Source organism: Cellulomonas sp. NPDC058312, assembly GCF_042880135.1.
Lineage (GTDB): Bacteria > Actinomycetota > Actinomycetes > Actinomycetales > Cellulomonadaceae > Cellulomonas.
Genome location: NZ_JBHVZE010000001.1, coordinates 572,190 through 587,830, shown reverse-complemented (window position 1 = coordinate 587,830; position 15,641 = coordinate 572,190). Strand labels below are relative to the sequence as shown.

Here is a 15,641-nt window from a genome sequence, read left to right as displayed (position 1 = left end):
CCCGCGCGCCCTGGACGCCGCCGCGGGCGTGCGGGCCGGGCCGATAACCTGGTGGGCATGACCTCCCCCGACGTCGCCGTGCCGGACGCCGCCCCCGACTGGCCCGCCCCCACCGCCGACGGGCCGCTCGACGCGACCGTCGAGGTGCCCGGCTCCAAGTCGCTCACCAACCGGTACCTGGTGCTGGCCGCGCTCGCCGACGGGCCCGGTCGCCTGCGTGGCGCGCTGCGGTCGCGGGACACCCTGCTGATGGCACGCGCGCTGCGGGCGCTGGGCACCCGCATCGAGGACGACCCCGCCGCCCCCGGCGACTGGCTGGTCACCCCGGGGACGGCCGCCGGTCCCGTGACGGTCGACTGCGGGCTCGCCGGCACCGTGATGCGGTTCCTGCCGGCCGTCGCCGCGCTGTCCGACGGGGCCGTGCGGTTCGACGGCGACGCCGGCGCCCGGGTCCGCCCGATGGGACCGGTCCTGACGGCGCTGCGCGCGCTCGACGTCGACGTCGCCGAGCACGGCGAGCCGGGGCACCTGCCGTTCACGGTCACCGGCACCGGCGCGGTCGCGGGCGGCACCGTCGACGTGGACGCGTCCGGCTCGTCGCAGTTCGTGTCCGGCCTGCTGCTCGCCGCCGCGCGGTTCGAGCGCGGGCTGACCGTCCGGCACACCGGCCCGACGCTGCCGAGCCTGCCGCACATCGAGATGACCGTCGCGCTGCTGCGGGCCGCTGGCGTCGAGGTCGACGACTCGCGGCCGACGATCTGGCAGGTCGAGCCGGGGCCCGTCGCCGCGCGCGACGTCCGCGTCGAGCCCGACCTGTCGAACGCGGCCCCGTTCCTGTGCGCCGCGCTGATCGCGGGGGGCACCGTGCGCGTTCCCGGGTGGCCCGCCGCGACCACCCAGCCGGGCGGCCTGCTGCCGGGGATCCTCGAGCGGATGGGCGCGACCACGCGGCTCGACGGCGACGTGCTGTCCGTCACCGGGACCGGTTCGGTCCGCGGCGTCGACCTCGACCTGCACGCCGCGGGCGAGCTCGCCCCGACGGTCGCGGCCCTCGCGGCCCTCGCGGACTCCCCCACCCGCCTGCGCGGCATCGCGCACCTGCGCGGGCACGAGACCGACCGCCTCGCCGCGCTGTCGGCCGAGATCACCCGGCTCGGCGGCCAGGCCGAGCAGACCGCCGACGGCCTCGTCATCACCCCGCGCCCGCTGCACGGCGGGACCGTGCGGACGTACGCCGACCACCGGATGGCCACGTTCGGGGCGATGATCGGGCTCGCGGTGCCGGGCGTGCTCGTCGAGGACGTCGCGACGACCGCCAAGACCATCCCCGACTTCGTCGGCCTGTGGTCCGGGATGCTCGCATGACCGGGCGGCGCTGACGGTGGCGCGCCGGGCGCTCGACGAGTCGGACATCCGGGTCCGGCCCACCCGCCGGGGCTCGCGACCCCGCACCAAGACCCGGCCCGAGCACGCCGACGCCGACCGCGCGCTGGTCACCGGTGTGGACCGCGGCCGCTACACGGTCCTGGTCGACCCCGACGGGCCCGACGAGCGCGTGGCGATCGCCATGAAGGCCCGCGAGCTCGGGCGCGAGCGCGTCGTGCCCGGCGACCTCGTGGACCTGGTGGGCGACACCTCGGGGTCGACGGGCTCGCTGTCGCGGATCGTCCGGATCACCGACCGGAGCACCGTCCTGCGCCGGACCGCGGACGACACCGACCCCGTCGAGCGCGTCATCGTCGCCAACGCCGAGCAGCTGGTGGTCGTCACGGCGCTCGCCGACCCGGAACCGCGGACCCGGATGATCGACCGCTGCGTCGTCGCCGCCTACGACGCCGGCATGCAGGTGCTGCTCGCGCTCACCAAGGCCGACCTCGCCGACCCCGCCGAGCTGCGGGAGATGTACGAGCCGATCGGCGTGCGCGTCGTGGTCACCCGCTGGGCGGCGGACGGCGCGGCGAGCGGCGGCGCACCCGAGGGCATCGACGGGCTCGAGACCCTGCGCGACGCCCTCGCCGGCCGCACGTCCGTGCTCGTCGGGCACTCGGGCGTCGGCAAGTCCACCCTGGTCAACGCCCTGGTCCCGGACGCCTACCGCGCCACCGGGGTCGTCAACGACGTCACCGGGCGCGGCCGGCACACCTCGACGTCCGCGGTCGCGCTGCGCGTCCCGGGCCCGCCGGGGACCTGGGTGATCGACACGCCCGGCGTGCGGTCGTTCGGCCTGGCGCACGTCGACCCGGACCACCTGCTCGGGGCGTTCGCGGACCTCGCGGAGGTCGCCGAGGAGTGCCCCCGCGGCTGCACGCACGCCTCCGACGCCCCCGACTGCGCGCTCGACGACTGGGTCCGGGCCGCCCAGGACGACGTGACCCGCGAGGCCCGGTCCGCGCGGCTCGACTCGTTCCGGCGGCTGCTGGTCAGCCGCACGGGGGCCGCCGACCCGGTGGCCGAGGCCTCGGAGGCCGAACGGCGACGCTAGGTTGGTGCCCATGACCCGGTACGACGACGACCTGCGCCTCGCCCACGTGATCGCCGACCAGGTCGACAACCTGACGATGTCGCGGTTCAAGGCGCAGGACCTGCGCGTCGAGACCAAGCCCGACCTCACGCCCGTCTCGGACGCGGACCGCGCCGCCGAGGAGCTGATCCGCGGCCAGCTGGCGCGCGCCCGCCCGCGTGACGCGGTGCACGGCGAGGAGATGGCGGACACCGGCCACGGCCCGCGCCGCTGGGTGGTCGACCCGATCGACGGGACCAAGAACTTCGTGCGCGGCGTGCCCGTGTGGGCCACGCTGATCGCGCTGCTCGACGGCGACGAGGTGGTCGTCGGCCTGGTCAGCGCCCCCGCGCTCGGGCGGCGCTGGTGGGCGGCCCAGGGCTCCGGCGCGTGGACCGGGCGGTCGCTCGCGGCCGCGACCCGGCTCCAGGTCTCCGAGGTGGGCCGGCTGCAGGACGCGTCGCTGTCCTACTCCAGCCTGAGCGGCTGGGAGGAGCGCGGCCGGCTCGACCACTTCCTCGACCTGACCCGCCGGGTCTGGCGCACCCGCGGATACGGCGACTTCTGGTCGTACGTGCTGGTCGCCGAGGGCGCCGTGGACCTGGCGGCCGAGCCCGAGCTCGCGCTGCACGACATGGCCGCGCTGGTGCCGATCGTGACCGAGGCCGGCGGCCGGTTCACCTCGGTGCAGGGCGTGGACGGTCCGTTCGGCGGGTCCGCGCTGGTCTCCAACGGCCTCCTGCACCACGCGGCGCTCCAGGCGCTGGATCCGCTGCTGGAGGCCTGACCGCCGGGCGGCCGTCCACGTCAGCGCGGGATGCGGTCCAGCTCGGTCGCGTCGTACCAGAGCAGGTCGCGCTCGGCCAGCGCGTCGAGCGCGGCGTCGTCCCCGTCGAGCGCCCGGGCGACCTCGGCCCGCGCCTCGGGCTCGTCCACGTGCGCGCAGACGACCTCGGCACGGGTCACCGGGGCCGTGAGCGTGACCAGGGTCGCGGGCTCGTCGTCCACGTCGCCGCCGTCGTCGGCCACGGCCTCCCCCACGGCGTCGTCCGGCACCTCGACCGTGACGACCAGGCGCAGGCCGGGCGCGTCGGGACGAGAGGCCAGCAGCACCAGGGCGTCGTCGGCGGCCATCAGCTGGGCGGCGAACTCGACGCCCTCCTCGTCCTCCTCGGGCAGCAGCGCGACGAGCGCGGGGGTCACCGCGTGCGCGCGTCGAGGCGCGGCGAGGGGCGCGCGGTCGCGCAGCAGGTCGTCGAGCTCGTCCAGGGTCGCAGGCAGGTAGAGGCGCACGGGTCCAGTGTGCCCGGTCGGCGATGCCATCGGCGCACTTCGGGACCAACCGGGGCGATCTCCGTAGGTCGCAGCGAGACACGCCGAGCGTCGTCCACAGGCGACGAAGTCGGTCTGGACGGACGGGTGCGGGACCGGTAGACCAGCCCCACGCTTGCGGACCACCCGACGACGGAGGACACCATGAGGACCCCCCACCTGCCGCCCCCGAACCCGCGCACCCGCCGATGAGCACCGCGGTGGACGTCCGCGTGGTGCCGGCGCCCAAGGTGCCGGCGCCCGTGCTGCCCGAGCCCGTTCTGGCCGGTGCCGTGCTGCCCGGTGCCGTGCTGCCGGCCGAACCCGCACGGCCCGCCGCCGTGGCGCCCGTGCGTGCCCCCTCGCCCGAGGGCGACCCGCGCAGGGTGGCACCCGGGAGCGCGTCGCCGCCGGGCCCCCGCGTGCGCCCCCGGCCCGCGCGTCGCGCGCGTCCCACCGCTCTCGCGGTCGACGCCGGGGTCGGCGCCTGCGCCCCCGAGGTCGTGCGACTCGGTACGGCCAGGCTCGCGGCGTACAGCCACGCGGCGCCCGAGATGGGCGACGTCCGCGCTCCGGTCCCGCTCCCGGCGCTGCCGCCGGGGACCGCCCCGGGCGGCGCCGGCACCCTCGACGTCCGGCAGGCGTGCTGCATGGTGGCGATCGCCGCGGTCGAGGTGCTCGCCGGGACGCGCCCGCTCGCCCAGCTGGCGCGCTGGGTGACGCCGGAGGTCTACGACTCCCTGAGCCGACGCGCTGCGCTCGCCGCGCCACGGGACCCTGCGTCCGTCCCGCTCGCCCGACCCGGGACGTCGGACGGCGACGGAGCCGTGGCCGCACGCTCCGGGCCTCGCAGGCCCAGCGTGCGCCGCCTGCGCACGTGCCCGGTCGACGAGCACGCCGTCGAGGCGTCGGTGGTCGTCGCGCACCTGGACCGTGTGCGGGCCGTGGCCGTCCGGCTCACCCGAGCCAGCGGGCGGTGGCGCGCCGCCGCGCTCGTCGTCGGCTGAGGCGTCCCGCCGCCCGCAGTCGGCCGCCGACGCAGGGCCTGCGCACCGAGGCAGGGCCCGCGGGAGTCCGGTCTCGGCGCAACGGCCCCGTCTCGGCGTGGCGGCCGGTCTCGGCGTGGCGGCGCTGTCTCGAGCCGCCGGTGCTGTCCGGCCGCGCACGGCAGCGGCGCCCGTCCCCGCGGAGCAGGGACGGGCGCCGTAGTCCGCGGCGGCGGTCGTCAGTCGCGGCGGCGCTGCTTGGCGGCCTTGCGGCGCGCCTCGCGGTTGCCGGCGTCCTCGACGGCGCCGTCCTCACCCGACGTACCGGCGACGGGCGCCGCACCACCGGTGGGCGCAGCGGCACGACGGCCGCTCCGGCTCACCGTCGTGCCGGCGTCCCCGTCCACGCTGGGCGCGGAGTACTGCAGCGGGACCTTCCGCTCCGGGCCGTCGATCCCCTTCGCGACGAGCACCGGACCGCCGTCGGCCGCACCCCCGGCGACGGGGGCGGCGCCCTCGGCCTGGGCGGCTGCCGGGTCGGCGACCTTGACCTCGAGGTTGTACAGGTAGCCGACGGCCTCCTCCTTGATGGAGTCCGTCATCGCCTGGAACAGCTGGTAGCCCTCGCGCTGGTACTCGATCAGCGGGTCGCGCTGGGCCATCGCGCGCAGGCCGATGCCCTCCTTGAGGTAGTCCATCTCGTAGAGGTGCTCACGCCACTTTCGGTCCAGGACCGAGAGCACGACGCGGCGCTCGAGCTGGCGCATGTTGTCCTCGCCGAGCGACGCCTCCCGCTCCGCGTAGGCGATGCGGGCGTCGGACAGCAGCTCGGTCTTCAGCAGCTCGGGGGTGAGCCGGCCGATGCCGCCGGCCTGCTCCACGACCTCGTCGACCTCGATGGACACCGGGTAGACCGTCTTCAGCGTGGTCCAGAGCTGCTCGAGGTCCCAGTCCTCCGGGTGCCCGCCCGCGGTCGCCGCGGTGACGTAGTCGTCCAGCACGTCGTCCAGGAAGTGCCCGACCTGGTCCTGCATGTTCTCGCCCTCGAGGACGCGGCGACGCTGCTCGTAGATGACCTCGCGCTGCCGGGACAGCACGTCGTCGTACTTGAGCACGTTCTTGCGGATCTCGAAGTTGCGGGACTCGACCTGCGACTGCGCGGACCGGATGCCGCGGGTGACGATCTTCGACTCGAGCGGCATGTCGTCGGGGAAGCCCGCGCGGGTCATCATCGACTCGGCGAGACCCGAGTTGAACAGGCGCATGAGGTCGTCCTGGAGCGACAGGTAGAACCGGGACTCGCCTGGGTCGCCCTGACGGCCGGAGCGGCCGCGGAGCTGGTTGTCGATCCGGCGGGACTCGTGCCGCTCGGTGCCGAGCACGTACAGACCGCCGAGCTCGGTGACCTCCTCGTGCTCCGCGGCGACGGCGGCCTTGGCCTTCTCGAGGACCTCCGGCCAGGCGGCCTCGTACTCCTCGGGGTTCTCCTTCGCGTCCAGCCCGCGCGAGGCCATCTCGGCGACCGCCATGAACTCGGCGTTGCCGCCGAGCATGATGTCGGTGCCACGGCCGGCCATGTTGGTGGCGACCGTGACGGCGCCCTTGCGGCCGGCCTGCGCGACGATCGACGCCTCACGGGCGTGCTGCTTGGCGTTGAGGACCTCGTGCGGGACGCCCGCCTTGCGGAGCTTGCGGGACAGCAGCTCGGACTTCTCGACGCTGGTGGTGCCGACCAGGACGGGCTGGCCGTTCGCGTGCCGCTCGACGATGTCCGCGACGACCGCGTCGAACTTGCCCTCCTCCGCCTTGTAGACGAGGTCCGGCTGGTCGATGCGCTGCATGCCGCGGTTCGGGTGGATCGGGACCACGCCGAGCTTGTAGGTGCCCTGGAACTCGGCGGCCTCGGTCTCGGCGGTACCGGTCATCCCGGAGAGCTTGTCGTACAGGCGGAAGTAGTTCTGGAGCGTGATCGTGGCGAGCGTCTGGTTCTCCGCCTTGATCGTCACGCCCTCCTTCGCCTCGATGGCCTGGTGCATGCCCTCGTTGTAGCGGCGGCCCGGCAGGACGCGGCCGGTGTGCTCGTCGACGATGAGCACCTCGCCCTTGTCGACGATGTAGTCCTTGTCGCGCTTGAACAGCTCCTTCGCCTTGATGGCGTTGTTGAGGAAGCCGATCAGCGGGGTGTTGAGGGACTCGTAGAGGTTCTCGATGCCGAGGTAGTCCTCGACGCGCTCGATGCCGGGCTCGAGGACGCCGATGGTGCGCTTCTTCTCGTCGACCTCGTAGTCGCGCTCGGGCTGCAGCCGGCGCACGACCTTGGCGAACTCGGCGTACCAGCGGTTCGCGTCGCCCGACGCGGGGCCGGAGATGATGAGCGGCGTGCGGGCCTCGTCGATGAGGATCGAGTCGACCTCGTCCACGATCGCGAAGTGGTGGCCGCGCTGCACGAGCTCGTCGGTGCTCCACGCCATGTTGTCGCGCAGGAAGTCGAAGCCGAACTCGTTGTTCGTGCCGTAGGTGATGTCGGCGGCGTACTGCACGCGGCGCTCGGCGGGCGTCTGCCCGCTGACGATGACGCCCGTGGTCAGGCCGAGGAACCGGTAGACGCGACCCATGAGGTCGGCCTGGTAGCTCGCCAGGTAGTCGTTGACCGTGACGACGTGGACGCCCTTGCCGGTGAGCGCGTTGAGGTAGGCCGGGGCGGTGGCGACCAGCGTCTTGCCCTCACCGGTCTTCATCTCGGCGATGTTGCCGAGGTGCAGCGCCGCGCCGCCCATGAGCTGGACGTCGAAGTGACGCTGACCGAGGGTGCGTCGTGCGGCCTCGCGGACCGCGGCGAACGCCTCGGCCATGATGTCGTCGAGCTTCTCGCCGTCCTCGAGGCGGGCCCGGAACCGGTCGGTCTCCTCGCGCAGCTCGGCGTCCGACAGCGAGGTGAAGCTGTCCTCCAGCGCGTTCACCTGCTGGGCGATGCCCGACAGCTTCTTGAGGATCCGTCCCTCGCCCAGGCGGAGGACCTTCTCGAGGATCGCAGGCACGTGCACTCCCGACTCGCTGCGCCGCACGTGGCCACGTGCGTCGTCCTGGCAGCCCGACCGCACAGCCGAGCCCGGACCATCGTAGGTGAGCCACGGTGGCCGTGGACACCCAGGTAGGTACCCGGGCGGTGCGCGGCGCCCCGTTGTCGGTCCGGCCCGGTGCGCAGTCAGCCCGCGGCGAGCGCCGAGGCGAGATCCGGTGCGAGCGTCCCGCGCGGCAGCCCGCCCCTGTCCCCGACGACGACGTCGTCCAGGGCCAGCCACCCGGCCATCAGGCGCAGCTCGGCCGCGAGGTCCCGTGCGACCTCGGCGGGAGTCCCGTCCCCGGCGCCCCGCGCGCCGCCGACGGCGTCGGGCAGGTGCGCGGCGTGCACGCGCAGCACGCCGGCCCGGCGGTCGGCCTTGAGGTCGACCAGGGCGGCGACCTGCTCCCCGCGGAGGAACGGCAGCACGTAGTACCCGTGGACCCGCTGCGCCTCGGGCACGTAGATCTCGATCCGGTACCGCAGCCCGAACAGCTCCTCCAACCGGCGCCGCTCGAACACGAGGGGGTCGAAGGGGCTGAGGAGCGCACGGCCCGTGGCCCGGCGCGGGAGGTCCGCCGCCGCGTGCAGGTACGCGGGTCGGTCCCACCCGGCGACCGCGACCGGCACGAGCGTGCCTTCCTCGACGAGGTCCGCCACGAGCCCCTTCGCACGCGGGCCGCGCAGCCGGAAGTAGTCGAGCAGGCAGCGTTCCGTGGCGACGCCGTGCGCGCGCGCCGCGATCCGCAGCAGCTCACGCAGGGCGTCGTCGTCGTCGGGCTCCGGCGCCGCCAGCACGTGCGCGGGCAGCACGCGCTCGACGAGGTCGTAGCAGCGTTCGAACTGCGCGTTCCGCCGAGCGGAGGCGACCTGGCCGGTGAAGAACAGGTACTCCAGGACCCGCTTCGCCGCGGTCCAGTTCCAGCCCCACTCGGTCCGGTCCCGGGGTTGCGGCCCTTCGACGCGCGCGTGCACCTCGCTGGCGGTGAGTGGGCCGTCCTCGGCGATCATCGCCAGCACGTCGTCCACCAGCGGCGAGTGCCGCAGCGGGACGTCGCGGATCACCCCCCACGCGTGCTCGCGGTAGGCGCGCCGGCGCCAGCCCAGCAGCGCGTAGGTCTCCGGGGGGACGTACGAGGCCTCGTGCGCCCAGGTCTCGACGAGCCGCCGGGGTGCCGTGCCGGACGCCCGGGCGAGCAGGGCCGGGTCGTAGGGGCCGACCCGCGAGAACGTCGGCATGAGGTGCGCGCGTGCGGCCACGTTGACCGAGTCGATCTGCAGCAGCCCGACGCGGTCGACCACCTGCTGGAGGTGCCGCATCGTGGCGGGGCCGCGTCGCTCCGCGCGCGGGCGGTCCAGGCCCTGGGCGCGCAGGGCGACCCGCCGCGCCTGGGCGAGCGACAGGGTGCCCGCGGGACGGTGCGCGGTGCCGGTCCGCGCGACGACAGGGCTGCTGGTCATCGCCCCATCGTGCACCGGGGCACCGACACGCACCGGCCCGCCGGCGCGCGGGTCCACGCGCGACCACGCCCGCCGACCACGGGGGTCGACGGGCGCGGCGCCCGTGGGGCAGGGCCCACGGGTCAGGTGGTCAGCGCTGGGCCGCGGCCCCCGCTGGTGCGGCCCCGCCGGTGCCGCCGGTCGTCGTGACGGCGGCGTCGAGCTTGATGACGCCGTAGCTCCAGCCGCGGCGCCGGTACGCGACGGACGGCTGGGCCGTCTCGGCGTCGACGAACAGGAAGAAGTCGTGGCCGACGAGCTCCATCTCGTAGAGCGCGTCGTCGATGGTCATCGGCTCGGCGAGGTGGATCTTCTCGCGGATCACGACCGGCGAGTCGCCGAGCGTGGTCTCCAGCACGCCGTCCTCGGAGCGCTGCGGTGCGGGCTCGACCTCGGGCTCCGGCTCCGGAAGCGGCGGCAGCGCCTCGGTGGGCGGCACCGGGGTGCGGCGGTGGTTCTTGCGGCGGTCGCGCGCTCGGCGCAGCCGCTCCGACAGCTTGTCGATCGCCAGGTCGAAAGCCCCGTAGCGGTCGTCCGCGCACGCCTCGGCCCGGATCACCGGTCCCTTGCCGACCACGGTCAGCTCCACCTTCTCGGCGGCCGCGGCCTGCCGGGGGTTGGGCTCGTGGGTCACCTCGACGTCGATGCGCTGGGCGCGGGGCGCCAGCTGCTCGAGCTTGGCGAGCTTGTCCTCGACGTGGCGTCGGAACCGCTCGGGGACGTCGGTGTGACGACCTGCGACGACGATCTCCATGGGATACCTCCTGGAGGTCCGGGGGCGGGACCCTGCCCGCCCGGCAGCATGCTGTTCACGCCCTCGTGGGGCGGACTGCCGGCACCACCTCCTCGTGCGGGCGCAGGCCCACCGAGTGCTCGTAGCGGGGCGACGACAGTGCCGCCCGACTGCTCTGGGACCCCACGCTAGCCCGGGTCCGTCGCGCGGACCAACCAGGCGGTCGGCGAGCCGGGCGGACGGGTGACGGCGAGCACCAGACCGCCCGCGACCTGCGCACCCACCCGCTCCAGGGCGGTGCGGCAGGCGGCGAGGGTCGCGCCCGTCGTCAGCACGTCGTCGACCACCAGGACGCGGGCCCCGACGAGCGCCGCGCGGACCCGCGGACGCACGCGGACCCGGCCGTCGAGGTTGGCCGCGCGGGCGCGCAGCCCCAGCCCGACCTGGTCCCGCCCCCGCCCGGCGAGCCGCAGCGCGCGCGACGTCGTCGAGCCCGGCGACGCGCGGGCGGCGCACGCTCGGGCGAGCGCCGCCACCAGGTCCTCGCCGCGCGCCGCGTGCCCGCGACGGGACGGCGGGGCGGGCACCACGACGACCGGGCCGCGCAACGCCCCGCCGGCTGGATCGACGCCCGAGCCCGGGGCACCGGCCACGAGCCATCGCGCCGCCCGGCCCGCGAGCTCTGCGAACCACGGGGTCACGTCCGCCCGCCCGCCGTCCTTCCAGGCGACCACCGCCCGGCGCACCGGCCCGTCGTTGGCCGCGAGCGCCCACACCGGGAGCACCGTGCCGTCCATCCGGTCGAGGCGCGCGGCGCCGTGCTCGCAGCGCCGGGGCGGCCCGGACCAGCGGCCGAGGCAGCGTGGGCACAGCGCGGGCCCGGGCCTCCCGCAGCCGGCGCAGGTCACCGGCAGGACGAGGTCGAGCAGCGCGAGGGCCGGGCGGAGCCGCACCTGGTCGGGTTGGTCGGGTTGGTCGGGCTGGTCGGGCTGGTCGGGTCCGGCGGTGGGGGCGGGGACCGGGACGCGGTCGGTGATCGGCATGCGGCCCACCGTGCACCCGTGGCCCGCACGCGCCCGGGCGTCGTCCCCAGAACGAGGCCCGTCCCCGCGGCGCACCCGCCTGGGGACGGCTCGGCGCCCGCTCCCCCGGCGGGTCAGCCCGCGAAGGACGGGTCGCGGACCCCGGTCCCGACGCTCTTCCAGCTCGCGCCGCCGCGCGCGAACAGCTCGCCCTCGGAGCTGGCGATGTACAGCGCGGAGTCGCCCTTCCCGCCGGCGATGTCCACGGAGTCGGCCAGCGGCGGACGGGCCTGGACCTCGCCGGACAGCGGGACGAGGTGGTAGATCGCCGTGGTGGCCGTCCCCGACCGACCGAGCACGCCGAGCGTGGACTCGTCGACCCACACCACCCGGCTCGCGTCGACGAGGGTCGCACCGGTGCGCCACGCCGCCCCGAGCATCTGGGGCGTGCCGGAGTCGTCGCGCACCACGCTCGTCACGTCGACCCGCACCCCGTCGGAGCCCACGGAGACCACGGCGGCACGCGAACCGTCCCGGGCGACCCGCAGGGACCGGACGGTCCGGTCGTTCAGCCACTCGACGGGGACCTCGACCACCGTGCCGCCGCCGTCGACGGCGAGCAGCTCGCCGGGGCGCTGCGCCGAGGCGGTCCACACCCAGCCGTGCCGGTCGACCGAGGGGGCCACGAGGGCGGGCTCGGCGAGCAGCTCGCGCGACGCGGCCGCGGTGGTGGGGACCGTCACCAGGCGGTCGGGGCCGGACAGCATGACGCGCAGCGCCGCGGAGCCGTCCCGTGCGGGGTCGCGGGCGTCCAGCCCGGCGAGCGAGCCGATGCCGTCGACGGGCACGAGCTCGCCCTGCGACATCTGCGCGAGCCGGTCGTCCTGGATCACCTCGACGCCCCCGCCCCAGTCCTGGCCGCGCTCGAGCTCCGCGGCGTCGACCCCCAGCGGCACCCCGCCCGCCGAGACCTCGACGGTCCGGACGCGCGCGATCCGCAGCGACGCCTCGAGCTGGGCCTGCATCAGCGCGCGGTCCGCGGGCTCGGCGGGCAGCCCGCCGGTGGACAGGCTCACGGCCGCGACGCCCTCGTCGTCCACCGAGACCGCGTCGGGCTGGAGCACCGCACCCTCGGGGACGGCGCTGCGGACCCCGTCGCGCAGCCAGTCGGACGGGCCGGCGATCACCGCGCGCACGATCGACGTGGCGAGGTTCCGCAGCGGGAACCACCGCGTCTCCGGCACCAGGAACCGGTCGTCCTGCGACAGGAAGTACAGCGTGGCGGAGCGGTAGATGGCCTCGAAGTTCGGCTCCGACAGCACGACGCCGTCCTCCAGGCCGGAGATGCGCCACTGCCCCTCGCTGTCCTGGACCATGTCGAACGCGACGGTCTCCTGGGTGTCCACCCCGCCCTGCTGGTAGCGGCCCTCGGCGTCGATGCGCGCCGCGACCCGCAGGGTGACCTCGACCCGGGAGTCCCGCACGACGAGGTCGGGGCTGGACGCCGTGGAGTACACGACCACGCGCTCGCGCGGGCTCCAGGTGCGCCGGCTCTCCCCCGACAGGTACTCGCGGGCGTTGCGGAAGTCGTCGGCGGAGTCGGCGGAGGTGGTGTCGCGGCTGAACCCGGCGGCACTGGCGCCGAGGAACCCGCGGACGATGTCCTCCGGCGAGCCGTCCTGCGGCGGCGGGTCGCCCAGCGGCTCGACGCCGCCCTGGTCGCTGACGCGCTCCACGCCGACGCCCACCGGGCCCGACGTCGGCATGCCCACGCACCCGGCCAGCAGCGCCAACGCGCCCAGCAGCCCGAGCACGGCGGCGACCGGTCGCGCGGGACGGGACGAGCGGGACCACGCTGGACGGGACCACGCGGTGCGGGACGCGGGCGGGCCGGGCACGGACAGGCGGCTCATCGGTGCTCCCTCGCAGGGCCGTGGGGGTCGGACGCGCCGTGGCGGTCGGACGCGCCGCTGCGGTCCCCGCGGTCCGGGGACGACGCCTGCTGCTCCCGCGCCCGGGCCCGCGCGACGGCCTGCTGCGCCTCGCGCACGCGCTCGACCACGTCGAACGACCCGGTCGTCGGCGGGAGGTCGGGCAGAGCCGCCGGGTCGCCGCCGTCGCGCTCGCCGGGGTGCGCGGCGTCGGCGTCGGCGTCCGCGTCGGCGGGCGGCTCGAGCGGCAGCGGCGACCCGTCCAGCACGATGCCGGCGCGCCGCGGCAGCGTGAGGCGGAAGCAGGCGCCCTCCCCCGGGCGACCCCACGCCTCGAGCCAGCCGCCGTGCAGGTGCGCGTCCTCGAGCGAGATCGCCAGTCCCAGCCCCGTACCGCCGGTGGTCCGCGCGCGGGCGGGGTCCGCGCGCCAGAACCGGTCGAACACGTGCGCCGCCTCGTCTCGCGTCATCCCGACCCCGTGGTCGCGGACGGTGACGGCGACGGCGCGGTCGTCCGCCCCGACCGTCACGTCGACGTCCGTCCCGTCGGCGTGCTCGATGGCGTTGACCAGCAGGTTGCGCAGCACGCGCTCGACGCGCCGCGGGTCGACGTCCGCGACGCACCGCTCCGCGGGCTCCGCCACCGACAGCCACGACCCCTTGCGGGCCGCCAGCGGCACCGCCTGGTCGACCGCGGACGCGACGACCGACCGCAGGTCGCACGCCTCCGCGTCCAGGGCCGCAGCACCGGCGTCGAACCGGCTGATCTCCAGCAGGTCGCCCAGCAGCTCCTCGAACCGGTCGAGCTGCTGCTGGAGCAGCTCCGCGGACCGCCGGACCGCGGGCGGGAAGTCCTCGCGGGAGTCGTAGAGCATCTCCCCCGCCATCCGCACGGTGGTCAGCGGGGTCCGCAGCTCGTGCGAGACGTCGGAGACGAACCGGCGCTGCATGGCCGACAGGTGCTCCATCCGCGCGATCTGGTCCTGCAGGCTCTCGGCCATCTCGTTGAACGACCGCCCGAGGCGGGCCATCTCGTCCTCGCCGCGCACGGCCATGCGCTCGGTGAGGCTGCCGTCGGCGAGCCGCTCGGCGACGTGCGCCGCGAGCCGCACGGGACGGACGACCTGCCGGGTCACGATCCAGGTCATCGTCACGAGCAGCAGCACGAGGGCGACCGCGCCGATCGACAGGACGCTCTGCAGGAACGACAGGCGCTCCTGCTCGGACTGCAGCGAGTAGAGGAAGTACAGCTCGTAGGACCCGGCCGCCGGGACGGTGACCGCCTGGCCGACCATCACCGCGGGCTCGACCTGACCCGTGGCCGACGCCGACGCGGGCCAGGCCACGGACTCCCAGCGCTGCCCCTCGTCCCGGGCGGTGGCGTCCCGCAGGTCGTCCGACACCAGGGGCACGAGCGCCGAGTCGGTGGCGCCCGCCGTCACGAGGATCGGCTGCTGCTGGCCGCGGGTGCGCAGCACGAAGACCTCGCGCTCGCCGGACCCCCCGGACTGGAGCGCGCGCACCATGTCGTAGAGCAGCTGCTGGACCTCGGGCGCGGTCGTGGCGGTCGACGCGTCGAACGTCTCCTGCGCCTGGGCGGTGCCCCGTGCGGCCTCCGCGAGCACCTGGTCGACCCGCTGGGTGAACAGCCCGTCCCGGACGCTCACCGACAGGTAGCCGCCGAGGACCGCGAGCGCCGCGAGCCCGACCGCGAGCGTCAGCGTGATGACCCGGGCCTGCAGCGACCCGCGCCACGCCCGGGACACCCGGCGGGCCCGGGACGCGGACCGCACCGTGGCGAGGCGCCACGCACGCCCCGCCCGGGCGCCCGCACCGGCGCCGCGACCGGTCGGGCCGGCGTTCACGAGGGCGTCGCGCCCGCCTTGTAGCCGACGCCGCGGACGGTGACGACGATCTCGGGGCTCTCCGGGTCGGCCTCGATCTTGGACCGCAGCCGCTGCACGTGGACGTTGACCAGGCGGGTGTCGGCGGCGTGCCGGTAGCCCCAGACGCGCTCGAGCAGCACCTCGCGCGTGAACACCTGCCAGGGCTTGCGCGCGAGGGCGACCAGCAGGTCGAACTCGAGCGGGGTCAGCGGGATCGGGACGCCGTCGCGCGTGACGCGGTGCCCGGTGACGTCGATCGACAGGTCGCCGATGCGCAGGTGCTCGGGGGCGGGCTCGTCGCTGCGGCGCAGGCGCGCGCGCACCCGGGCGATCAGCTCCTTCGGCTTGAAGGGCTTCGCGATGTAGTCGTCGGCGCCGGACTCCAGGCCGAGCACCACGTCGACGGTGTCCGCCTTGGCGGTGAGCATGACGATCGGCACGCCCGACTCCGCGCGGATCAGCCGGCACACCTCGGTGCCGTCCTTGCCCGGGAGCATGAGGTCCAGCAGCACGAGGTCCGGCTGGGAGGCCCGGAAGATCTCCAGGGCCTCGTCGCCGTCGGCGCAGAACACCGGCTCGAAACCCTCCGAGCGGAGGACGATGCCGATCATCTCGGACAGGGCGGTGTCGTCGTCGACCACGAGAACGCGTCCCTTCATCGCCCCATGATGGCATCCGGATCGGTCCGGCGGGTCCGCGCACGCCCCGGGA

At 75.5% G+C, this 15,641-nt stretch carries 12 protein-coding genes; 4 read left to right on the top strand and 8 right to left on the bottom strand.

Going from position 1 to position 15,641, the window contains the following annotated elements; all coding sequences use genetic code 11:
* The first annotated feature begins 57 nt into the window (after positions 1 to 57).
* The 3 genes from aroA to hisN are packed head-to-tail and all read left to right on the top strand — an operon-like array spanning position 58 to position 3,287.
* On the top strand, positions 58 to 1,365 hold the full coding sequence (aroA, locus tag ACFVXN_RS02675; protein WP_389226830.1) for a 3-phosphoshikimate 1-carboxyvinyltransferase: 1,308 nt from the start codon (positions 58 to 60) through the stop codon (positions 1,363 to 1,365).
* Positions 1,366 to 1,381: 16 nt separating this feature from the next.
* A complete protein-coding gene (gene rsgA / locus ACFVXN_RS02670; RefSeq protein ID WP_389226827.1) occupies positions 1,382 to 2,482 on the top strand; it encodes a ribosome small subunit-dependent GTPase A in 1,101 nt (366 codons plus the stop codon).
* 10 nt (positions 2,483 to 2,492) lie between these two features.
* Positions 2,493 to 3,287: a histidinol-phosphatase gene (hisN, locus tag ACFVXN_RS02665; protein WP_389226824.1), complete on the top strand. Its 795-nt coding sequence runs from the start codon at positions 2,493 to 2,495 to the stop codon at positions 3,285 to 3,287.
* Between the two features lie 20 nt (positions 3,288 to 3,307).
* On the opposite strand, the gene ACFVXN_RS02660 is transcribed toward hisN, so the two are convergent.
* Positions 3,308 to 3,793, bottom strand: a complete 486-nt coding sequence (locus tag ACFVXN_RS02660; RefSeq protein WP_389226821.1) for a DUF6912 family protein — start codon at positions 3,791 to 3,793, stop codon at positions 3,308 to 3,310.
* A 227-nt stretch (positions 3,794 to 4,020) separates the two neighbouring features.
* On the opposite strand from ACFVXN_RS02660, the gene ACFVXN_RS02655 reads away from it, so the two are divergent.
* Positions 4,021 to 4,818 carry an Rv3235 family protein gene (locus ACFVXN_RS02655; RefSeq protein ID WP_389226818.1) on the top strand — a complete coding sequence of 266 codons (798 nt, stop codon included), beginning with the start codon at positions 4,021 to 4,023 and terminating at the stop codon, positions 4,816 to 4,818.
* Positions 4,819 to 5,036: 218 nt separating this feature from the next.
* On the opposite strand, the gene secA is transcribed toward ACFVXN_RS02655, so the two are convergent.
* From secA to mtrA, 7 genes are all read right to left on the bottom strand, one after another.
* Positions 5,037 to 7,835 (bottom strand): preprotein translocase subunit SecA, encoded by a 2,799-nt coding sequence (secA, locus tag ACFVXN_RS02650; protein ID WP_389226815.1) that lies wholly within the window; start codon positions 7,833 to 7,835, stop codon positions 5,037 to 5,039.
* A gap of 167 nt (positions 7,836 to 8,002) precedes the next feature.
* Positions 8,003 to 9,319 (bottom strand): winged helix-turn-helix domain-containing protein, encoded by a 1,317-nt coding sequence (locus ACFVXN_RS02645; protein WP_389226812.1) that lies wholly within the window; start codon positions 9,317 to 9,319, stop codon positions 8,003 to 8,005.
* 130 nt (positions 9,320 to 9,449) lie between these two features.
* Entirely contained in the window at positions 9,450 to 10,112 is a 663-nt protein-coding gene (gene hpf / locus ACFVXN_RS02640; RefSeq protein ID WP_389226809.1) for a ribosome hibernation-promoting factor, HPF/YfiA family, read from the bottom strand.
* Positions 10,113 to 10,279: 167 nt separating this feature from the next.
* Positions 10,280 to 11,134 carry a ComF family protein gene (locus tag ACFVXN_RS02635; RefSeq protein WP_389226806.1) on the bottom strand — a complete coding sequence of 285 codons (855 nt, stop codon included), beginning with the start codon at positions 11,132 to 11,134 and terminating at the stop codon, positions 10,280 to 10,282.
* Between the two features lie 113 nt (positions 11,135 to 11,247).
* A complete protein-coding gene (locus ACFVXN_RS02630) occupies positions 11,248 to 13,026 on the bottom strand; it encodes an LpqB family beta-propeller domain-containing protein (protein WP_389226803.1) in 1,779 nt (592 codons plus the stop codon).
* Positions 13,023 to 14,909 carry an MtrAB system histidine kinase MtrB gene (gene mtrB / locus ACFVXN_RS02625; RefSeq protein ID WP_389226800.1) on the bottom strand — a complete coding sequence of 629 codons (1,887 nt, stop codon included), beginning with the start codon at positions 14,907 to 14,909 and terminating at the stop codon, positions 13,023 to 13,025. Before mtrB ends, ACFVXN_RS02630 begins: the two co-directional genes overlap by 4 nt.
* Complete coding sequence (gene mtrA, locus ACFVXN_RS02620; protein WP_389226797.1) at positions 14,906 to 15,589, bottom strand: MtrAB system response regulator MtrA; 684 nt, start codon at positions 15,587 to 15,589, stop codon at positions 14,906 to 14,908. Before mtrA ends, mtrB begins: the two co-directional genes overlap by 4 nt.
* Positions 15,590 to 15,641: the final 52 nt, after the last annotated feature.